Raw genomic sequence first — 21,109 nt, 5'->3', positions numbered from 1 at the left:
CGCCTCTCTAGCCGGGTTCCGCGCCGGTGTCAGCGCGGCGTGCGTAGCGTTGGGCGATAGCGGCGCAGGCCATGAGCTGGATCTGGTGGAAGAGCAGGAGCGGGATCATGGCGACCCCGGCCACGGCCGGTGGGAACAGCGCCGCCGCCATGGGGGCCCCGCTCGCCAGGGACTTCTTGGACCCGCAGAAGACGATGGCGGCCTCATCCGCCTTGTCGAAGCCCAGCAGGCGGGCGGCCGTGGTGGTGGCCGCGAGGACGAGGCCCAGGAGGACCAGGCAGAGGATGAGCAGCCGGACAAGGTCGAGGCCGCTCAAGCGGGTCCAGACCCCCTCGACGACCGCTCCGGAGAAGGCCGTATAGACCACGAGCAGGATTGCGCCCCGGTCAACGAACGAGAGCACCCGGGCTCGGGCCGCGATCCACGGCCCCACCCAGCGGCGCAGCGCCTGGCCGGCGATAAACGGGACCAGCAGCTGCAGAACGATGGCTTCGACGGACGAGGCGTCCATCCGGCCCTCGGCGTGGAGGAGGAGGCCCACCAGGACCGGCGTCAGGGCGATACCGAGCAGGTTTGACGCCGAGGCCGCGGCCACGGCGGCGGCGACATTGCCCCGGGCGATCGCTGTGAAGCCGATGGACGACTGGATGGTGGAGGGCAGGCACCCCAGGAAGACGAGGCCCACCGCCAGTTCCGGGGGAGTGATCCACGCCGGCAGGGCCGCCAGCCCCAGGGTCAGCAACGGGAAGAGGGCGAAGGTCGAGGCCAGCACCACCAGATGCAGCCGCCAGTGTGTGAGGCCCTGGATCACCGCCTCGCGGGAGAGCCTGGCGCCGTGCAGGAAGAAAACGAGGGCGATGGCCGCCTTGGCGATCCAGCCGGCGGCCATGGCGGCCTCGTCGCGGGCGGGCGCGACCGTGGCGGCCACGCCCATCAGGACGATCAGGATCAGATACCAGTCGGGCTTGAAGCGGAAGCCCGGCTTCCGCTCGCTCACGCGTCGACCAGGAAGGAGAGCTGGCGCTCCATGTCCTGGTTGCGGCCCTCGGCGATCTCGCGGTCGAGGAGGCGGGTCGGATAGTCGCCCGTGAAGTAGTGATCCGTGAACTGCGGATTGTTCGGATCACGCACGGCGTCCATGGCCCAGTAAAGGCCCTCCACCGACAGATAGCCCATGGAGTCCACGTCCAGGAGCTTGGCGATCTCCTCGACGGAGTGGTTGGCGGCCAGGAGCTTTTCGCGGTTCGGCATGTCGATGCCGTAGTAGTCCGGCCACATGATCGGCGGAGACGCCGAGCGCAGGTGGACCTCCTTGGCGCCGGCCTCCCGGACCATGCGCACCACGCGGACCGAGTTGGTGCCGCGGACGATGGAGTCGTCCACCAGTAGCACGCGCTTGCCGGCTAGCACTGCGCGATTCGGCGACAACTTCATGCGCACGCCCAGTTCGCGCTGGCCCTGAGTGGGCTCGATGAAGGTGCGGCCCACGTAGTGGTTGCGGATGATACCCATCTCGAAGGGGAGGCCGGTCTCCTGGGCGAAGCCGAGGGCGGCGGGCACGCCAGAGTCGGGGACGGGGACGACCACATCGACGTCCGCAGGGGTCTCTTGGGCGAGCCGGCGGCCCATGCGCTTGCGGACCTCATAGACCGAGCGGCCGTTCACGACGGAGTCGGGCCGGGCGAAATAGACGTATTCGAAGACGCAGGGGCGGGCCTGCTGGGCCGGAAACGGCTTGAAGCTGCGGATGCCGCCTTCGTCGATGACCATCACTTCGCCGTGCTCGACGTCGCGCACGAAGGTCGCGCCGATGATGTCGAGGGCGCAGGTCTCGGAGGCCAGGACCGCCTTGCCGTCGAGGTCGCCGAGGACCAGCGGGCGGATGCCGAGGGGATCGCGGGCGCCGATCAGCTTCTTGTTGGTGAGGGCGACGAGGGCGTAGCCGCCCTCGATCTGCTGCAGGGCGTCGGTGAAGCGCTCGAGGAACTTGGGCTTCCGGGAGCGGGCGATGAGGTGGAGGATGACCTCGGAGTCCGACGTGGACTGGAAGATCGCGCCTTCCGCCACGAGCTGCTCGCGCAGCGTCAGGAAGTTGGTGAGGTTGCCGTTGTGGGCGAGGGCGATGCCGCCCGCCTCAAGGTCGGCGAACATCGGCTGGACATTGCGGATGAAGCTGCCGCCGGCGGTAGAATAGCGCGTATGGCCGATGGCCGAGTGGCCTGGCAGCCGGGTGTTGAGGTCGCCGCCGCCGAAGGCGTCGCCCACGTGGCCCATGTGCCGTTCGGTGTGGAACCGTTGGCCGTCAAAGGCGGCGATGCCGCAGGCCTCCTGGCCGCGGTGTTGGAGAGCGTGCAGGCCGAGCGCGGTCAGGGCGGCGGCTGATTCGACGTCGAACACGCCGAAGACGCCGCACTCCAGGCGCGGCGTGTCATCATCCGGGTCCCGGACGGGAGGAGCCCATCGCTCATAGGACTGCGTCTTCAGGGTCATCGAGACCTCTCCAGATCGTCCGCCATGTCGGTTCGCGGCGCGTCGTACCCGTCCGTCGCCGCTCTGTCACCTGACCCGTTGCGAACCGCGTTGTCGAAGGCCGGACCGAGGGACGCGGCCAGATCCATGCCCCTGGGCGCGAGGCCGGCGATCAAGTCGCCCATCTCACCCGCCAAGGGCCAAGTGGCGGCCCCGGTGATCCACCGCGGCCGGATGTCTTCGGGCGTGGCGGCGTCGAACATGAGAAACAGAGCTCCCAGCACCAGAAGGCCGCGCGCGAGGCCGATCAGCAGGCCGACCGAACGATCGAGCGCTCCCGCCACGTCGGTGGCCTGGACGCGTTTCGCAAGGGCTGCGCCGATCAGACGCAGGCCGACGTAGGTCGCCGCAAAGACCAGAATCAGGGCGGCCACGGCGCCGAGCCAATCGGGTCGGACAACCTCCCGCACAAGGGGGGCGGACACGGGCAGGCCGAAGACGGCCAGGAAGCCCGCCGCCACCAGGGCGACGAGGGCGGCGACCTCCCGCACTGCGCCGCGGGCGAAGCCGACGGCGCCCGAGACCAGGAGCAGGCCAAGGACGATCAGATCGAACTGGGTGAGGCCCAAACCCATCAGACTAGTTCCACGCGCCCTCGCTTATCCGGCGGACGGCGTCCGCCAGCCGGCTTGCGCCGGTGAAGTTGATTCCGCCAGCGGCCTCGACGTCGGCCGGCCCCAGGGCGCGCCGGAAACCGAGCTTGGCGGCTTCCTTCAGGCGGGCGTCCATGCGACTGACCGACCGCACCTCCCCCGAGAGGCTGATCTCGCCAAAGACCACGCAGTCCTGCGGCAGGGCGACGTCGAAGGCGGAAGAGGCGAGCGCCGCCGCGGCGGCGAGGTCGGCGGCGGGTTCGGTGATGCGCAGCCCGCCGGCGACATTGAGATAGACGTCGCGGTCGCCGAAACCAAGGCCGCAGCGGGCCTCCAGCACCGCGAGCACCATGGCTAGACGCCCCGAATCCCAGCCGACCACAGCCCGGCGCGGCGTGCCGTAGGTGGACGGGGCGACCAGGGCCTGAATCTCCACCAGGACCGGGCGCGAGCCCTCGATGCCAGCGAAGACCGCTGCGCCCGCCGCCCGCTCGCCGGAAGTGTTGAGGAATAGGGCCGACGGGTTCTTCACCTCGGCAAGGCCAGTGTCGTTCATCTCGAAGACGCCGATCTCGTCGGTGGCCCCGAAGCGGTTCTTGGCCCCGCGCAGGATGCGGAAGGGATAGCCGCGCTCGCCCTCAAAGGCGAAGACGGCGTCGACCATGTGCTCCACGACGCGTGGACCGGCGATGGCGCCTTCCTTGGTGACGTGACCCACGAGGACGACGGCGAGGCCGCGCTTCTTGGCCAGGCGGACCAGTTCGCCGGCGGCCGCACGGACCTGAGTGACTGAACCTGGTCCGGCCTCGTGGGCGTCGCTCCAAAGCGTCTGGATAGAATCGATGACCACCAGGTCGAAAGGCTCGGCCTTGAGCCCGTCGAGGATGGTCCGCAGGCTGGTCTCCGCGGCGAGCTTCACCTGGGCGTCGGCGAGCCCCATGCGCTGGGCCCGGCCGCGGACCTGCTCCACGGCTTCCTCGCCTGAAATGTAAGCGCAGCGGACGCCGCGGCGGGCGGCGCAGGCGGCGACCTGCAGGAGCAGTGTGGATTTGCCGACGCCTGGGTCGCCCCCGAGGAGAATGGCCGAGCCGGGCACCACGCCGCCGCCGCAGACCCGGTCGAACTCCTCGACCCCGGTGATGATACGCGGCGGGGCCGGGGTTGCGTCCTCCAGCCCCTCAAAGGCGAGGCCGCGGCCGCGGGCTGAGGCCTTCGAAGGCTTCAGGGCGCCAGGGGGGCGGCTGGTGAGCTCCTCGACGAGGGTGTTCCAGGCCCCGCAGACCGGGCATTGGCCCGACCACCGGCTCTGGACCGCGCCGCAGGACTGGCAGGCATAGACGGCGCCGTCACGGGCCAAGGCGAACTCCTGATTCGGTGAGGGGAAAGTCTATCCCAGGGGCGCGGCGGGGTCTGTGCGGCTGCCGCCATATGCTACCCAGGATGCGAGTGCTGACCGGAGGGCGGGATGAACTGGGCGCGGCTGGCCGCACGAGCCGGCGCGATGATCGTACGGCCGGGGCGCGTCTGGGATGAGATCGGTCCTGAGCCGGGAGAACCGCGCCACCTTCTGCTGGGCTATGTGGTTCCTCTTGCGGCGATCCCCGCCGTCTGCGGCGCGATCGGAACGCTGCTGTTTGGGATCAGCTTCGCCGACGTGGGCGTGCGGCCGACGACGGTTTCGGTGCTGCTTGAGGCGGTCGCGGGCTATGGCCTGACGCTGCTCGTTGTGTGGCTGGCGGCTCTGTGGATCGCAGTTCTGGCCCCGGCCTTTGGCGGGCTTCGCGAGCGGGATCAGGCGCTGAAGCTGGCGACCTTTTCGGCGACGCCGATGTGGTTGGCGGGGATCGCCCATCTCTATCCGAACCTGGGCGCGCCGATGGCTCTGCTGGCGGCCCTGTATGCCGGGTGGACTCTCTATCTGGGCCTTCCGCGGATGATGCGCTCGGTCCCCGGCCATACGCTCACCTATTTCGCCGTCGTCCTGCTGGGCTTGCTGGTGCTGGGCGTGCTGTGGGCCGTGGCGGTGGCCAAGGCCGCGGAGCTGGGTGGGCCGCTGGGGTTCAGCTGAGTGGTGCAACTCTCCTGTGGGAGGGGCTGTCGTGAGGGCTGTGCCGGCGGGGCAGCCCCCTCCGGCCCGTCGGGCCGCCTCCACCAGAGTGGCGGAAGCGAAGGGTTAGAGGTAGAGGCGTTCGGCTCTGCGGCTGAGGCGGATCAGGACCTCGTGGGCGACGGTGCCCCCGGCGGCCGCCTGGTTGTCCAGGAGGGCGTTGGGGCCGAGAAGCTCGACTGGCTCGCCGACGATGAGCGGCGCATCGCCGATCTCGATCGCCAGGAGGTCCATGGTCACTGCGAGGACAGGACGGCGGGCGCCCGCCGCCCAAGCGTAGGCGCGGCCGTAGGCCGAGCGGGACACGCCATCGGTGTAGCCGGCCCCGACAATAGCCACCCGGACGGGGCGGTCGGCGGTGAACATCCGGCCATAGGCGAGGCGTTCGCCCGGACGGAGGTTGCGGATGTCCAGGATCGGGGCGGTGAGGGCGGCCACCGCCTTGATGCGCGAGTCCGGGCGCTCGAACGGGCCGCCGCCGTAGAGACTGATGCCTGGACGGACCAGGTCGAAGCAGTATTCCGGGCCGCGGAAGATCCCTGCCGAGGCGGCGAGACTGGCCTGGACGCGGGGGAACAGGGGGCGGACGGCCTGGAAGGCGGCGAGTTGGTCTGCGCTGCGAGGATCGTCGATTTCGGACGCCGAGCCCAGGTGGCTCATGAGCAGGACGATCTCCAGGCCGCGCAGGCGGTCGGCCGTCTGGGCCAGGGCGGCAAGCACCTCCGGTGTGAGACCTTGCCGGTTCATGCCGGTGTCCACATGCAGGGCGGCCTGCAGCGGGCCGTGGGCCAGGCCCCAGGCGGAGGCGGCGGCGACCTGGGGCAGGGTGTTGAGCACAGGGACAAGACGGGCGGCGGCGAACCGCGGCGCGGTCCCGGTCGTCAGGCCGTCGAGCACGAAAATCCGGGCGTCGCGATCTCCCAACTCGGTGCGAAGGGCTTCGCCCTCGTCGAGCCGGGCGACGAAGAAGCTGCGGGCGCCGTCCTCGTGGAGCCGGCGGGCGATAGGGCCGGCCCCCAGGCCGTAGGCGTCGGACTTCACCACGGGGGCGACTTCGGCGCCGTTCGCCTCGGCGCGCAGGACGGCGTGGTTGTGGGCGAGCGCGGACAGGTCGATGGTCAGCCGCGCGCGGTCGGGAGGATGCATGCTCCCCTTAGTGGGGATCATACCGGCTGGAGTCACGGGCCAGATTGCCGAACTTGGTCGTATCGGAGTTGAACGACAGCTTCACGGTGCCGATGGGGCCGTGACGCTGCTTGCCGATGATGAGTTCGGCCAGGCCCTGCACCTGGTCCATCTGCTCCTGCCACTTGAAGTGCTCTTCGGTGCCTTCCCGAGGCTCCAGGCGGCTGAGGTAGTACTCCTCGCGGTAGACGAACATGACCATGTCGGCATCCTGCTCGATCGAGCCGGATTCGCGCAGGTCGGACAGCTGAGGCTTCTTATCGTCGCGGTTTTCGACCTGACGGCTGAGCTGACTGAGCGCCAGGACCGGGACGTTGAGCTCCTTGGCCAGGGCCTTGAGGCCCTGGGTGATCATCGAAACCTCCTGCACCCGGTTGTCCGGCCCGCCGGCGCCGGTCGTGACCAGCTGGAGGTAGTCGACGATGATGAGGTCGAGGCCGACCATCCGCTTCAGCCTGCGGGCCCGGGCCACGAGCTTGGCCAGGGTGATGCCGCCGGTGGCGTCGATGTAGAGCGGCGCCTCCTGGATCTCCATGGCCGCATCGCGGATGCGGCCGAACTCCATGGCGTCGATCTCGCCCTTACGGAGCCGGTCGCCCGAGACGCCCGAGGCCTCGGCGAGGAGGCGAAGGGCCAGCTGCTCGGCGCTCATTTCGAGCGAGAAGAAGGCCACGACCCCGCCGCGGACGGTCTTGCGCGAGCCGTCAGGCTGCGGCTCCCAGGCATAGTTGCGCGCCACGTCGAAGGCGATGTTACAGGCCAGCGACGTCTTCCCCATCGAGGGGCGGGCGGCGAGGATCACCAGGTCGGAGGGGTGCAGGCCGCCGATCTTGGCGTCGAGGTCGATGAGGCCGGTGGAGAGGCCCGCCAGGCCCCCGTCGCGGCTGTGCGCCTCGGCGGCCATGGCGAGGGCGCCCTGGATCGCATCGGCGAAGGGGACGAAGCCCTGAGAGACGCCGCCGGCCTCGGCCAGTTGGTAGAGCTGCTGTTCGGCGGCCTCGATCTGTTCCTGGGCGTCGAGTTCGGAGTCGCCGGCCTGGGCGGTGGCGGCGATCTCGCCGCCGATGCGGATCAGGTCCCGGCGCAGGGCGAGGTCGTAGATGACGCGAGCGTAGTCCGGGGCATTGGCCGCGGGAGGAGCGCGGTCGACGAGGTCGGCCAGGTAGCGGACGCCGCCCAACTCTTCGAAGGCCGGGTCGCGAGCAAACTGCTCGGCGATGAGGATCGGTTCGGCCAGCTGACCCTTACGGACATAGGTCTCGATGGCCGCGAAGAGGCGCTGATGGAAAGGCTCGAAGAAATGGCGGGCTTGGAGGTTGTCGCCCAGCCGCTCGAAGGCGGCGTTGTCGAAGAGCAGGGCGCCCAGGAGAGCCTGTTCGGCCTCGATGTTGGCGGGCGGACGGTTGATGACGGGCGCCTGGGAGGAATCCCCTGGGATGGAGCGCAGGTCGAGAGCCGGTACGATCGCCATGTGAAGACTGTTACCTCCAACGCCGCGCCAGCGTCAGGCGGTGATGCGACGATCCCCGTGATTCACAGGCCGCATTCACAGGCCAGAACCCATACGAAAACGGCGCAGAACCGAAGCTCCGCGCCGCATCGCAATCCTATGGCCTGAAGGCTCAGGCTTCTTCGGAGACGTACTCCGAAGCGGCCTGGCCAGCGCCGCCTTCGAGGAGGTCAGCGGCGGCCTGTTCGGCGGCCAGACGCTCGTCCTCGAATTGCGAGGCGATGACGTTCTCGCCACGGGCCTGACGCTCAGCTTCGTCCTGGCTGCGGGCGATGTTGAGCGTCACCGTGATGACCACTTCCGAGTGGAGGCGGACCTTCACCTCGTGCATACCGAGCGTCTTGATCGGCTTGTCCAGCACGACCATCGCGCGTTCGACCTTGCCGCCTTCGGCGTTGATCGCGTCGGCCACGTCACGACCGGTGACCGAACCGTACAACTGGCCGCTTTCGCCGGCCTGACGGATCAGGATGTATTGCGTGCCGTCCAGCTTCTCGCCGGCCTTGGCCGCGGCTTCGCGGGCCTTGGCGTTGCGGGCCTCGATCTCGGCGCGCTGGGCTTCGAAGATCTTGAGGTTGGCCGCATTGGCGCGGAGCGCCTTCTGACGGGGCAGCAGGAAGTTGCGGGCGTAGCCGTCCTTGACGTCGACGACGTCGCCGAGCGAGCCCCAGCCTTCCAGGCGTTCGAGCAGAATGACTTTCATCTGGGCGCTCCCCCTTACTTCACGACGTAGGGGAGGAGAGCCAGGAAGCGGGCGCGCTTGATGGCCTTGGCCAGTTCGCGCTGCTTCTTGGCCGACACCGCCGTGATGCGCGACGGCACGATCTTGCCGCGCTCGGACACGTAGCGCTGCAGGAGCTTGACGTCCTTGTAGTCGATCTTCGGGGCGTTGGCGCCGGAGAACGGGCACACCTTGCGGCGGCGGAAGAACGGACGGCGGGGAGCGGCAGGCGCCGCAGCCGGCGTGGAGGTTCCTTCAGACATCGAGGCCTCCCTTTCCTAGAATTGCGGAGCGTCGTCGCGGCGTTCGCGGTCGCGATCGCGGCGGGCGAGGATGGGCGACAGCTCGAGGTCGAGCTCGTCGACGCGGACGGTCATGAAACGCAGCACGTCTTCGTTGATCGACAGCTGCCGTTCCATCTCCTTCACCGCTTCCGGCGGGGCGTCGATGGCAAGCAGGGAGTAGTGACCCTTGCGGTTCTTCTTGATCCGGTAGGTCAGGTTGCGCAGGCCCCAGTACTCGATCTTGGCGACGGAGCCGCCGCCTTGTTCGATGAGGGCCTTGAGCTGGTCGTTCAGAGCTTCGGCCTGTTGCGGCGAGATGTCCTGCCGCGAGATGACCACGTGTTCGTAGAGGGCCATATTTTCCTTCTTCCGATGTGGAAGGCGGCGCGTCCGACGGCGGAAGGTCCGTCGGAAACGATGGCTCTCAACATGGCGGCCGGGAGGTTCCCGACCCTTTCGTATTCCGCGTGAGACCGCCTTCCGATGAAGAGGCGGGCCAATAGGGGAAAAGTGCAGTCAGGGCAAGGCTTTTCACCCTTTCGGCCACCGCTATTTGCCGCCGCCCTTCAGGCCCTTCACCGCCGCGAGAGTCTCAGAGACGTGCTCGGACGGGTCCATCTTGGTGTAGGCGTGGACGATCTTGCCGTTGGGGGCGATCACGAACGACGTGCGATCCGACAGTTCGGGGCGGGCGGCCATCACCGCATCGTACTTGCGAGCGACCGTGGCGCCGGGATCGGCGGCAACCGGAAACTTGCCCGAGCACTTGTCGTTGTCAGCCGAGATTTGCTGGAGCTTGTCGAGCTTGCCGGCGGTGACGCCGATCACCGTGGCGCCAGCCGCCGCGAACTGCGGGGTGGCGTCGGCGAACATCTTCGCCTCGATGTTGCAGCCGGGCGTGTCCGCGGCCGGGAAGAAGTAGAGCACCACCGGCCCCTTCTTGCGCGCCTCGGCAAGAGAGAAGGTGAGGGGCTTGCCAGCCTGGAAGCCCTGCAGGGTGAAGTCCGGGGCTGTCTCGCCGGGCTTGAGCGCGGCGGCGGCGGGGCTGGCGATCAGCGCGCCGAGGGCGGCGGCGAGGACGAGGCGGTTCATGGCGGTCTCCCGAACGGGCCGCGCGGCGAGGGCGCGCAGCCAACGCCGCGATGCTAGAACGCCAGTCGGTGAAGCGGAAGCGCGGTCACGCGCGCAGCGCTCTCAGTTGTAAGCGGCCGTGACGTTGAAGACGCCGCTATATGCGCCAGCGGTTGTGGAGCTGCTGACTGTCACCGAGCCGCCCACCGCGAAGCTGTACGTCCCCTGGCTGCCCAAGCCGCCGCTGAGCGTGGGCGAGGAGATGGTGTTGGTGGTGCTGACAATGAGCGTTTCGCCGCCGCCCGAGCGGGTCATCACCACCTGGGACGGCACCGAGATGGAGAGCGTGCGACCGCCTTCGCCCTTCACCGTGTAGCTGGCGGGGGAGGCGGCCGGCGTCGGCAGGGCGACGATACCGGCATCCACGGTCCGGGCGCCTGTCGTGGGGTTGATAGTCACGGCGCCGCTGCCAGACGTGGGGCGCATGATCCGGCCGAAGGCCAGGTCGGATTGCTTCTGGAGCGAGAGCGCCCGCTGAACATGGGCCGTGGCCGTCCCGACCTTGGTGACTGCGTAGTCGTTCTCCGCGGCGCCCTGCTGGTTGTATGGCACGAGGGTGATGCTGAACGACGAGGTGGCGTCTCCGGTAGCGGCGCCGCTGTTATCGCCCTTGATCGGGAAATCCATCCCGACGGTAAAGGTTTTGGTCGTGTTCTTGCCGATCGCCGGCAGGATGAAGGTGCGCGGATTGGCGCCACTCTCGCTGTAAACGCCGGCTCCGGCAATGTCGAAGTTGGTGAGCACGCCGGCCCGCCCAGTCGGCGAGCCAATGCTGGTGATCGTGCCCCGCAGGATGCGCGAGTTGCATTCGGGGCTGTTGTCGCAGGAAACCGTGACCGTGAGTTGAGAGCCGCCGCCGGCGCGGGCGCCGCCGCCGCTCTGCTTGGTGATCGAGCCGTCCATCGCGACCCGAAAGACAGTGTCGCCGCTCGTGGCCGCTGTCACGTTACCCAAACTGGGGGCCGAGTTCGGAAAATCGATCTCATAACGGTGAGCCGAGGCTGAGCTCGCTCCCATCAGAACGAGCAGACAACCTGAAATCGCAAGCAAAGGTTGCGAATTTTGCGCGCGAAAGACGATCATAAGCCCTCAGGACATCTAGTTCGGTATTGTATCCGCTGGTGAGGGGGCTTCCAACTTGCTTGGCGGGTTTGCGCCGTCTTGCGGGCGAGCCTCGAACAAGACTTCGCCTTCCAGGTCCGTTCCAAAACCGCCGTCATTCTTGATGACCGCCGTGAGGGGCGTTGCGAGGCGCATCCGCAAGCGCTGCGCCTGCTCTGGATCGAGCTCCACCCGATACTTGCCGATCGGGATGGAGGTGAAGATGGCCGTGCCGTCGAATTCGGTGGCGCCCTCGAACTTCCGGCCGTGTTCATCCACCAGCTGAAGCCGGGCTGCGGCCAAGCCCACGGAGGAGCCGTCTGGGCGGCGGAGCATAAGGCGCACCACCACATCGCCCGTGGGCTGCATGGGATAGTCGATGCGCATGGTGACGCCAGGGCGTGGACGCAGGTCCAGGGTGGCAGGCGGCGTCTTCACCGCCGGGTTCTCGATCTGATCGAGACTGACGGCGAGGCGGGCGGTCGGTCCTGCGCCGACGCCGGAAATGAAGACCTGGCCAGTTTCGTCGGTGACGGCGCGGCGGATGCCGCCTTCGAGCACCACGTCCTTTGCCGGCGCTTCGCCAGGATCGAAGACGCCGTTGCCATTGTCGTCCATGAACGCGTGGAACAGGATGCTGCCGCCTGCGCCGGGGCCGGTGCGGCTCATCTGATAGCGCCTACGGGCGGGATTGTAGCTAAGGCCAAAGCTGAGCTGGGCCCCCAACCGCCAGCTACCATCGCTGTTGTTGTATTCGCCCTCCAACGACAGGTCGCCCATTGCCAGGCGATGGATGCTGGCGACCATGAGATTCGTTCCGTCGAGATCGTCGAGCGGTTGGCCCAGGCCCAGTCGCAGCCCCCAAGTGGGGGTGATCTCGCGGTCGGCGGAGATGGCCAGGGTGCGGAACTTGGCCTCGGGCAGGATGTCGTAGTCCAGCGTGCCGCGGATCTGCCACGCGTAGTCGCGGAATGTGGAGGCGGCGAGAAAGCCGGTCAGCCGCTGGTAGCTCGTGACGGCCGTCTCCGTCCGCTCGTACTCCAGCCCGGTCGAGGCGAGGAAGTTGCCGATCGTGCTCGAGGCGCGGAGCGAAGCCGTGTAGTTCAGCGTGCCGTCCACATACTGATAGCGCGCGGCGCGAGCCGAGATGGGGATCAGCCTCTCGGCGAACTCAAGGCTGGCGTCGGCGGACAGTTCGGTGCGCCGGAGCGTCGGGCGATTGAGCTCGAAGCCGGGGCCGTTCTCATCAAGAAAACCGCGGCGGAATTCGGCATGCCGCAACACCACCGAGGCCCCGGCGACTTCGCCGGCCATCCCCACGAAACCGGCATAAGCGCCCCGGTCATCGGCGGCCCCATCGATCTGGGCCGAGAAGCCGAACAGCGACGTGCGCACGCCAAGGTCGTAGATGGTCCGGTACTTGTCGTCGCCCACAGGCATCAGGGCTGCGCCGCCGGACAGGGTAAGAACCGAAGTCAAGCCGTAGTTGACGGTGGCGACGCCGCGGTAACCGCCGCGCCGGACAGACGCGTCGATGCCGCCCGAATTCTCGAAGGAGATCACTGAGGTGTTCTGCTCGACGAGGCCGAATTCAAAGTTGGCCTTGCCCCGGGGCAGCAGGCCGCCGCCGACATTGATGATGCGCGTCTGTTCGGCGCGTTCCCCGCGGGGCCCGTAGGTGACGATGCGCACGATGTTGATCCCTGGTGAGAGGGGCACGTTGAGAAACTCGTAGCGGCCCTCGGCGGGGGTGTTCTGGCCGCTGCGCAGGACATCGTTGATGTAGAGTTCGACGTCGTAGCCAATGGGCAGTTCGCCGCGCAGGTCCACCCGGTTGAAGATGTTGGTCTCGTCCAGCGGCACCGTGGAGACGGCGAAACCGCGGCCGCCCAGACCGCGAGGGCCCAGGGGCAGGGCGGGCGTGAAGACGTCGCCCACGCTGACCACCCGGGCCTTGAGGGGGCCGAGAAGGTCGCCGGCCAGTGATCGCCGCTCGAACAGGACACGGGCCGCGGAGGGCGCGCCGGTTTCGTCCGAGCCGAGGAAGCCCTGGAAATTTCCGTAGAGCAGGTCGGCGGCGGCGCGAACATCGTAGCGCAGCGGGTAATTGGGGTCGTGGTTCTGGCCACCGGTGGCGACCTGGATGTCAAACCCCGGCATGCTGAAGAGTCCAAAGGGACGCTCGATCAGCAGGCTTTCGTTGGCCTGAGCCACGGGATCATTGGTGAGGCTGCGCAGACGCGCGATGCGTTCCTGCCGCAGCTGGATGGGCAATTGCTCCTCGGCCTTGATGTCGATCGACAGCGCCTCCGGGCTGACCTCGAAGGTCATCGGCAACAGACGCTGCAGGGCTGACGCGCGGATGTAGATTTCGGTCGGGGTGACGGCCACGTCTTCGGCCGCGAGCGGGATGCTGCGAGCCCCGTCCCGAGCGGTGCCGGTCCTGAGGTCGACCACGAGCGAGCGGCGCGCCTGGCCGATGCGGCCGAGAATGCGGGCCTCGGCGGGCAGGACCTCGACGTCCATCTCGAGAAGGCGGGTGAGTTCGCCGACCGGCAGCAGGGGGTCGGTGTCGTCGCCGTAGGCGGCGAGGCCGTCAGTAAGGGTCAGCTTGTCGAGCTGAAGCGAGAACAGAAGCAGGTTGGCCGGATCGATCTGATCCGACGCCGGCTGGATCGGAGCGCCAGCCGGGGCAGCCGCGTCCGAGGCCTCAGCCGCCCGAGCGCCGCTGGCGATCAGGAGGCAGAGAGCCGCAGGAACGGTAAGCGCACGCCATCTAGGGGATTTGGACGGTCGCAAGCGTCTTGCCCGGGGACGTGTCGTCGTCGGTGAACGAGACCTCCAGCTTCTCACCGGGTGCGGGAATGCGGGACAACGGGATGCGCAGGGTGCGGCGGTCGATCTCGGGATAGACGCCCACGCCCCTGGCGACGCCGATCGGATCGGCCCGCTTACCCGCCGGACGGATCTCGATATTGCCGAACAGCGAGCTCGCGCCCGTGCGCGCGAGGTCAAAAACCGCAATGGCCGTCCGGGTCGGGGCCGATCGGGCGTCAGCCGAGAGGTCCGCGTACTCGATACGGGGGTTCTCGATCGCGGCGCTGACCTCGGGGGCGGTGACGCGCACGATGGCAGGGATCGAAAGCCCGAACACCGAGGTGATCTGGAAGCTCAGCTCGTTACTGGCTCCGGCGGCGGCGCTTTCCGCCGTAGTGCCGACGTTTGGCGGTGGAATGGTTGTGACCGTCAGATGCGTGCGGTACTCGCCCTTGGCTTCTGGGGGCACGGCGCCGACCCGCAGGCGAATGGTCTGGCCCTGGCCGGGCGCCAAGGTGGCGCGGCGGGGCGAGATCAGGATCATGCTGCGAGCGGACGCGACCTTATCGGCAACGGCCTTCTGGGCCGGGTTCTTCTGAGCGTCTTCGACGGCGACGATCTGGCCGTCGGGCATCATTGCTCGGTCAATCAGGGCGATGTCGAACGTGGCCGGGGCTGTGCCCTGATTGAAGATGTAGACGCTGGCCGTTCGCTGCGTCGGGCTGAACGTCACCCGCTTGGGCGTGATGTTAAGATTCGCGCCGACGGTCGTGGTGGTGACAGTCGGAGCGGTGGGCGCCTGAGCCTGGACGTCAGTCGCGAGAACGGAGACGAAGGCGAGGGCGGGAAGTAGGGCGAAGCGTTTCAATTGTACTGGACCACGACAACGAGCATGCCCTCATAGGGGCCAGGGACAAGGTTCTGCGCCGTGGCCAGCGCCAGGGAACCACCAATGTCCACGCTCATTGCGGTATCGCCCAGCACGGCGTCGCCGCTGCCGATCTGATATTCGGCGCTTGTGTTGGTTTTGACGGTCAAGGTTTCCTGGCCCCCGCTGCGGACGACCGTGAAGCTCTCAGGCACGGTCGTCGACACCACGTCTCCAGGCTGACCCCGAATGGTTAACTGCGCGTTGCCCGTGGAAATGCGCGAACGCGCGATTGTGCTGCTAGCGGCGGCGCCGATAGCGACGCCCCCGGCGCGCACTGGGGCTACGGAAACCGCCGGCAAGGTCATGCCGTTGCCGATCTGAATACCGACCGCGTCCTGGAAGTTGACCCGCACGGGCGCCATGCCGGACGCACTGACCGCGGCCTGCGCACCGCAGGCGACGAAAGCCAGGCCGGCGAGTCCGAGGATGATGGCGCGACGCATGGGAAGCATCCGAGAAGCGGCGATGCCGGAAGCCCGGGCGGGCGGGCTTCCGGCGAGCGCATTGCTTACTGGTAGGAGACCGTAACGTACAGCGTGCCGGTCTGAGCGCCGGCGATCGTGGTGCCGTTGGCGACCGTCAGGGTGCCGCCGACCGGGAATTCCACTTCGCCCGATTGGTCGAGCGTGAGCGAGGTGTTCTGCAGGATCGGCGTCACCGACAGGCCGGCCGGCAGATCTTCGACCTCGGCCTCAATCGAGAAGCTTTCGCCCGGCGTGCCGGTCACGGCGAAGCGCGCGGCCGACACCGGCACGGCGGCGACCGGCGTCACGCCCGTGGTGGTGCCGCGTTGGCCGGCGGCGGTGACTTGGATGGTCGCCGCGCTGGTGCCGGTCCGGATGAGCGAGCCGAAGTCTAGAGCCGACGACTGGACATTCTCGATGGCGAGCGGGGTGACGAAGTTCACCTTAACGTCAGCGGTGGCTTGTTCGGCGTCGGCCGCAACTTGAGCGGACGCGGCGCCAGCCATGGCGGTCATCGCGGCGGCGGCGATCAGGATGGAACGGATCTTCATCAGGTTAGCCCCAGGTGTGTTGTGTCGAAACGATACGCGTCGGAACTGGTGTAGGCGCTTGTCGGCAAGCCGGGCGCCAGTTCTGCCGCGCGTGTATTTGGATCCCCAAGTAAACGTGCGGTTGTATTTGTATTTTAACCCCACATTATCCAAGCGGCCCCTCTAGGCGGGCCCCTCCGCACTGTCAAGTTTTCCGCGCTCGGTGATCGCAGTTCACAAAAGCAGTTCGGTTAACGGGATACTCAAAGTCAGACTGAGCCAAGACTAGATACACTCGCCTTGCCTTGTTCCATGCCGAAAACCCTTGCTGGTTGCGTCTGGCCTCGCGCCATTGGTGCATTCCTCTACTGAGGAATGTACCGAACCTCGTAGGGAGTTCCCGACTGTTGGGCGGGTAGATAGACGCTTCGATCGCGAGACTGAATACTGTGGTTTCCACGAGGTTACCCAAAACGGGCGGAGAGCCATGGGCTCGGACCGAGGCCGCGCGCCTGATGTCAGAACGACTGGCGGGAAGGTGAAGGATTCGGCGGGCGCTCTTATAGTATAGAGGGCCGGCGGGAAGCTTTGTGGCCGGCAGGCAATGGCGGCTGCCGGAAAAAATCGCTCAGCGTGGGGCGCAAGCAATATTGGCGGACGGGACTCACAGCGCAGGATCGTGCGGACGCGCCGGAAAGCTGACGACCGACCAGACCGTGCTGCGCGGCTTGTTCGATCGCCTACGTGATCATGTAGCAGGCGCCGAAGATCAGGCTTCGGCTGCCTTCAATGAACTGCCTGCGGCCCTTGATGGGCCCGAAGATTCAGCGGCCGTTCGAACACGCGCCGAGCCGTTGCTAGCCGCTCCCCGTAGCGCGGTGGAGGAATTGGAGCGCCTCAAGGGCGAGGTTGCGGTCATGCGCGGGCGGCTGGAACGCAGTCGCGACCCGACGGCGACCTCGCGGCTGACGGCTTTTCGGGACCTCGAAGCGGAACTGGCAGACCGCTCGGCCCTGTTGGCCAGCAGGCTGGTTGAGGCGGAGGCGGCGGTAGAACAGGCCTTGGCCGGTCTGGCGATGCGGCTGGGGCGCTGGGATCTGGCAGCGACCGAGCAGGCCCGACGTCTCGGCCAAGTGATCGAGAATGGGCTTGCAGCCGAGGATAGCCGGACGGCGGATGTCCTGCGGTTGCTGAAGGCCATCGAACAACGGTTGTCGACGTCGGCCCCGCAGGCGAGGCCCGAGTCTGCGGCAGTCCCAAAGACGGTGTCGCCTGATCGGCGGCGGGGCGTGCGAGCGGCCGCGCTGCTGACCTCGGCAGGTGTGGCTTGCATGGGCCTGGCGGCCCTGGTGGCGGTCCTGGAGCCGCCGATTATTCTGAGAAGGCCGGCGCCTGATGGGCCCCGCGCTGAGATGTCTGATCTGGCGTTGCGGGGGCGTATCCTGATTGCGCCGCCCCGGGCGGCCGGATTGGACGAGTTCGTTCCGCCGGAAGCGCCTGGAGGGACCAAGGTCGAGCCGAGTGAGCGCAGGACGCTTGCCGAGGCGATGGCGGCGGCCGACGCGGGGCGGCTCGGACCGCTGCGGGCCCTGGCCGAGGCGGGCCAGAGCCGCGCGCAAATGTACCTCGCCAAACTGTACGAGCAGGGCCGGGGCGTGGCGGCCGATAGCGGCGAGGCCCGTCGCTGGACCGCACAGGCAGCCGAGGGCGGCGATCCTGTGGCCATGCACAATCTGGCGCTCTACTACCTTGAGGGACGTGGCGGCCCGCGGGATGATGCGGCTGCGGCGCGGCTGCTCAGGCGCGCGGCTCTGGCGGGCATCGCCGATTCTCAATTCAACCTTGCACTCCTGTACGAGACCGGGACGGGCGTGGACCGCAATCTGGTCGAAGCCTACCGCTGGTTCCAGATTGCGGCCGGCAACGGCGACCTGAAAGCCCGGGAAAGGGCGGTGGCTTTGGAGGCTCGTCTGTCGTCGCAGGAGCTGGCCAGCGCGGACAGGCGGGTGGCGCGGTTCCGGCCAGGAGCGGGCGACGATAGTGAGGACGTCGTGCTGATCCCGGGCGCCGCCACGGTGGCCGAGGCGCAGAAGAAGCTGGCGAGGCTCGGCCTCTACATCGGCCCTACCGACGGCCGGGATACGCCGGCCTATCGGCAAGCCGTGGAGATCTACCGCGAGAGCCAGCGCACAGAGGCGTCCGGAGCAGGGGCGCCCGGGGGCCGCTAACCCCTAGGGTGTCACCAGAATCTTCACATGGGCTTCAGGATCGGCGAGCGCCTCAAACGCCCCCGCCACGCCGTCTAGGCCGACTTGACCGGTTACGAGGTGGGAGACATCGATAACGCCCTCGGCGAGGTGGCGGAGGGTCTGGGCGAACTCCTCGGGCGAATAGCCGAAGACAAAGGTAAGTTCGACCTCCTTGGTGACGGCGATGGAGGGCTCGAAGCGGTCGGTCTCCATGCAGACGCCCGCCACGACAATCTGGGCTCCGGCGGGGGCGGCCTCTATGAGGTTCTGCAGCACGCCCGGCGCACCCACGCATTCGAAGACGATCGGGCGGGCAAAACGACCGCCCATCATCTGGACCATCTGCTGAGCCGCCCGGGTCCTGGCGACGCCGAGGGATTCCCAGCGACCGTTCGCGTCCTCCAATGCCGGATCGATCACGATGTCGGCGCCTAGGCGTTCGGCCGCGTCTCGGCGGCGCGGAGAGAAGTCGGCCGCGATCACCGGCCCATGGCCGCCGGCCTTCAGGGCGGCGATGACGGCAAGGCCCACGGGACCGCACCCGACTACCACGGCGGGCGACTTCGGCTCCAGGCGGGCCTTTGCCACGGCGTGTAGACCGACGGCGAAGGGCTCCGTGAGGGCGGCGTGCTCCGTGGGCAGGCCGTTGGGAACTTCGAGCACCATAGCTTCGGTTAGGATCATCCGCTCGGCAAACCCGCCTGGCAGGCGGTTGGAGAAGCCCAGGAGTTCTACCCCTGCCGCGCCCATCACGGCGGGAATGCTGACGACCCGAGTCCCCGCCTTCAGCGTTTTGGGCGAACCTGGGCCATGGTCGAGGACTTCGGCGCAAAACTCGTGACCGAAAACCGTGTCGGCCCGAGGATCGAAGCCGGTGTCGAGGGTCCCGGCCCGCCGGGTGAGGTCGATCATGTGCTCCATGTGATGGAGCGCATGCAGATCGGAGCCGCAGATTCCGCAGGCTAGTGTCTTCACCAGGACCTGGCCCGGCGCGGGGGTGAGTTCCGCAATCTCGTCACAGACCAGCTGCCTGTTGCGGCGGATGACTGCCCTCATGCGTTTCCCCTTTAGGCATGCGGCTTCTGTTCCCCCGCGTTTGGGCGGCCGCGCTTGGTCTTTCTTGTCCAGCCTAGCCTAATCCCCTAACCCTCGCGCCTTCGGAATCACAATGAGCGGAGCCTCCGCATGAGCCTCGCCTTCATCTTCCCCGGTCAGGGCAGTCAGGCCGTCGGCATGGGCCTGGAGCTTTCCGAAGCCTTCGCCGCCGCCCGTGAGGTGTTCGAGGAGGTGGATGAGGCGCTGAAGCAAAAGCTTTCGGCGCTGATGCGCGAGGGGCCCGAGGATCAGTTGACCCTGACCGAGAACGCCCAGCCGGCTCTGATGGCCGTGAGCGTGGCGGTGATGCGGACCCTTGAGCGCGAGTTCGGCGTCAGCGTCGAGAAGGCGGCGTTCGTGGCCGGTCACAGCTTGGGCGAATATTCGGCCCTGGCGGCCGCCGGGGCGATCAGTCTTGCCGACACCGCCCGTCTACTGAAGCTGCGTGGCCAGGCCATGCAGCGCGCCGTCCCAGTGGGTCAGGGCGCCATGGCCTCGCTGATCGGGCCGAAGACTGACCTGGCGCTGGCCGAGGCTGCGGCTGCGGCGGGCGCCGAAGTGGGCGTCTGCGTCGTCGCCAACGACAACAACCAAGGCAATGTGGTGATCTCGGGCGAAAAGGCCGCCGTCGATCAGGCTATCACCAAGGCCAAAGAACTGGGGGCGCGGGCGATCCCGCTGAACGTTTCGGCGCCTTTCCACTGCCCGCTGATGCAGCCAGCCGCCGACGAGATGGCCGAAGCCTTGGCGGCCGCGACCATTGTGGCGCCACGGGCGCCGGTCGTTGCTAATGTCACCGCCGCTCCGACCAACGATCCGGAGACTATCCGTCGTCTGCTGGTGGAACAGGTCACTGGCCGAGTGCGCTGGCGCGAGAGCGTTCAGTGGATGGCGGGCGAGGGGGGTGTCGCGCGTTTCGCAGAGGCCGGCGCTGGCAAGGTGCTGTCGGGCATGGTGAAGCGGATCGCCCCAGATGCCGAAGCGGTCCCGCTGAACGTTCCGGCTGACCTGGAAGCCTTCGCCAAGACCCTTTGAAGGAAAGACGAGAGATGTTCGACCTGACCGGCAAGACGGCCCTCGTCACGGGGGCCACCGGCGGCATCGGCGCTGAGATCGCCAAGGCGATGCATGCGCAAGGCGCTCACGTGGTGCTGTCCGGCACTCGCGAGGCGGTGCTGCAGGATCTGGCCCAGACGCTCGGCGAGCGAACCTCGGCTGTGGCGGCCAATCTGTCGGACGCCGCGGCGGTGGACGGTTTAATCGAGGCCGCAGAGGCCGCGGCGGGAGCTCCGATCGACATCCTGGTCGCTAACGCCGGCATCACCAAAGACGGTCTGCTGCTCAGGATGAAGGACGAGGACTGGGACTCGGTCCTGAAAATCAACCTGGAGAGCTACTTCAGGCTCTCGCGGGCGGCCGTGAAAGGGATGATGAAGCGGCGCCACGGCCGGATCATTGGGATCACCTCCGTCGTTGGAGTCATGGGGAACCCGGGCCAAGCGAACTACGCCGCCTCCAAGGCTGGCATGATCGGCTTCTCCAAGGCCCTCGCGCAGGAGGTGGCGACGCGTGGAATCACTGTGAACTGCGTGGCGCCCGGCTTTATCGAAAGCCCCATGACCGACGCTCTGAACGAACAGCAGCGAGCGCAGATTCTGCAGACGATTCCGTCCCAGCGTCTGGGGCAGGGAAGCGAGGTGGCCGCCGCCTGCGTTTATCTCGCCAGCGATGAGGCCGGGTATGTCACCGGGCAGACCCTGCACGTGAATGGCGGAATGGTGATGATCTGAGTCTCGCCAAAGTCGTGGGGAACATGCTACGGCCCCGCCAACCTTGATCACCAAGGCGGCGGTTGACTCCGA

The 21,109-nt window shown here is 67.6% G+C and carries 20 protein-coding genes; 4 read left to right on the top strand and 16 right to left on the bottom strand.

Annotated elements, in window-relative coordinates; translation table 11 throughout:
- Positions 1-7: 7 nt before the first annotated feature.
- The 4 genes from BO64_RS13085 to radA are packed head-to-tail and all read right to left on the bottom strand — an operon-like array spanning position 8 to position 4,479.
- Positions 8-997: a bile acid:sodium symporter family protein gene (locus BO64_RS13085; RefSeq protein ID WP_496403751.1), complete on the bottom strand. Its 990-nt coding sequence runs from the start codon at positions 995-997 to the stop codon at positions 8-10.
- Positions 994-2,490: an amidophosphoribosyltransferase gene (gene purF, locus BO64_RS13080; RefSeq protein ID WP_496403750.1), complete on the bottom strand. Its 1,497-nt coding sequence runs from the start codon at positions 2,488-2,490 to the stop codon at positions 994-996. The genes BO64_RS13085 and purF overlap by 4 nt, the downstream gene beginning before the upstream one ends.
- Entirely contained in the window at positions 2,487-3,098 is a 612-nt protein-coding gene (locus BO64_RS13075; RefSeq protein ID WP_496403749.1) for a CvpA family protein, read from the bottom strand. The genes purF and BO64_RS13075 overlap by 4 nt, the downstream gene beginning before the upstream one ends.
- Before the next feature lie 10 nt (positions 3,099-3,108).
- Positions 3,109-4,479 carry a DNA repair protein RadA gene (gene radA, locus BO64_RS13070; protein WP_496403748.1) on the bottom strand — a complete coding sequence of 457 codons (1,371 nt, stop codon included), beginning with the start codon at positions 4,477-4,479 and terminating at the stop codon, positions 3,109-3,111.
- A 108-nt stretch (positions 4,480-4,587) separates the two neighbouring features.
- Between radA and BO64_RS13065 the strand changes: the two genes are divergently transcribed.
- Entirely contained in the window at positions 4,588-5,190 is a 603-nt protein-coding gene (locus tag BO64_RS13065; RefSeq protein ID WP_496403747.1) for a Yip1 family protein, read from the top strand.
- Positions 5,191-5,295: 105 nt separating this feature from the next.
- On the opposite strand, the gene alr is transcribed toward BO64_RS13065, so the two are convergent.
- From alr to BO64_RS13010, 11 genes are all read right to left on the bottom strand, one after another.
- Positions 5,296-6,375 (bottom strand): alanine racemase, encoded by a 1,080-nt coding sequence (gene alr / locus BO64_RS13060; protein ID WP_496403746.1) that lies wholly within the window; start codon positions 6,373-6,375, stop codon positions 5,296-5,298.
- Positions 6,376-6,382: 7 nt separating this feature from the next.
- Entirely contained in the window at positions 6,383-7,885 is a 1,503-nt protein-coding gene (locus BO64_RS13055; RefSeq protein ID WP_496403745.1) for a replicative DNA helicase, read from the bottom strand.
- Positions 7,886-8,036: 151 nt separating this feature from the next.
- On the bottom strand, positions 8,037-8,627 hold the full coding sequence (rplI, locus tag BO64_RS13050; RefSeq protein ID WP_496403744.1) for a 50S ribosomal protein L9: 591 nt from the start codon (positions 8,625-8,627) through the stop codon (positions 8,037-8,039).
- 14 nt (positions 8,628-8,641) lie between these two features.
- On the bottom strand, positions 8,642-8,908 hold the full coding sequence (gene rpsR / locus BO64_RS13045; protein WP_496403743.1) for a 30S ribosomal protein S18: 267 nt from the start codon (positions 8,906-8,908) through the stop codon (positions 8,642-8,644).
- A 15-nt stretch (positions 8,909-8,923) separates the two neighbouring features.
- On the bottom strand, positions 8,924-9,286 hold the full coding sequence (rpsF, locus tag BO64_RS13040; protein ID WP_496403742.1) for a 30S ribosomal protein S6: 363 nt from the start codon (positions 9,284-9,286) through the stop codon (positions 8,924-8,926).
- 192 nt (positions 9,287-9,478) lie between these two features.
- Positions 9,479-10,021, bottom strand: a complete 543-nt coding sequence (locus BO64_RS13035; protein ID WP_496403741.1) for a peroxiredoxin — start codon at positions 10,019-10,021, stop codon at positions 9,479-9,481.
- Positions 10,022-10,123: 102 nt separating this feature from the next.
- Positions 10,124-11,143, bottom strand: coding sequence for a DUF4402 domain-containing protein (locus tag BO64_RS13030; protein WP_496403740.1), 1,020 nt, complete (start codon positions 11,141-11,143; stop codon positions 10,124-10,126).
- Between the two features lie 15 nt (positions 11,144-11,158).
- A complete protein-coding gene (locus tag BO64_RS13025) occupies positions 11,159-13,687 on the bottom strand; it encodes a hypothetical protein (RefSeq protein WP_496403739.1) in 2,529 nt (842 codons plus the stop codon).
- A 250-nt stretch (positions 13,688-13,937) separates the two neighbouring features.
- The gene (locus BO64_RS13020; RefSeq protein WP_496403738.1) at positions 13,938-14,846 is read right to left on the bottom strand and encodes a fimbrial biogenesis chaperone; all 909 of its coding nucleotides are present in this window, start codon (positions 14,844-14,846) and stop codon (positions 13,938-13,940) included.
- A complete protein-coding gene (locus BO64_RS13015) occupies positions 14,843-15,352 on the bottom strand; it encodes a DUF4402 domain-containing protein (protein ID WP_496403737.1) in 510 nt (169 codons plus the stop codon). The genes BO64_RS13020 and BO64_RS13015 overlap by 4 nt, the downstream gene beginning before the upstream one ends.
- Positions 15,353-15,417: 65 nt before the next feature.
- Complete coding sequence (locus tag BO64_RS13010) at positions 15,418-15,924, bottom strand: DUF4402 domain-containing protein (RefSeq protein WP_496403736.1); 507 nt, start codon at positions 15,922-15,924, stop codon at positions 15,418-15,420.
- A 569-nt stretch (positions 15,925-16,493) separates the two neighbouring features.
- Here BO64_RS13010 and BO64_RS13005 point away from each other — a divergent pair.
- Positions 16,494-18,131, top strand: a complete 1,638-nt coding sequence (locus BO64_RS13005; protein WP_496403735.1) for a tetratricopeptide repeat protein — start codon at positions 16,494-16,496, stop codon at positions 18,129-18,131.
- A gap of 3 nt (positions 18,132-18,134) precedes the next feature.
- On the opposite strand, the gene BO64_RS13000 is transcribed toward BO64_RS13005, so the two are convergent.
- The gene (locus BO64_RS13000) at positions 18,135-19,208 is read right to left on the bottom strand and encodes a zinc-binding dehydrogenase (protein WP_496403734.1); all 1,074 of its coding nucleotides are present in this window, start codon (positions 19,206-19,208) and stop codon (positions 18,135-18,137) included.
- A gap of 129 nt (positions 19,209-19,337) precedes the next feature.
- On the opposite strand from BO64_RS13000, the gene fabD reads away from it, so the two are divergent.
- Positions 19,338-20,282, top strand: coding sequence for an ACP S-malonyltransferase (gene fabD, locus BO64_RS12995; RefSeq protein ID WP_496403733.1), 945 nt, complete (start codon positions 19,338-19,340; stop codon positions 20,280-20,282).
- 14 nt (positions 20,283-20,296) lie between these two features.
- Positions 20,297-21,037, top strand: coding sequence for a 3-oxoacyl-[acyl-carrier-protein] reductase (gene fabG / locus BO64_RS12990; RefSeq protein WP_496403732.1), 741 nt, complete (start codon positions 20,297-20,299; stop codon positions 21,035-21,037).
- Positions 21,038-21,109 lie beyond the last annotated feature (72 nt).

The sequence above is a fragment of the Phenylobacterium composti DSM 19425 genome, from assembly GCF_059568645.1.
The sequence above is the reverse complement of the archived record's forward strand: the minus strand, read 5'-3'. Positions and strand labels throughout refer to the sequence as shown.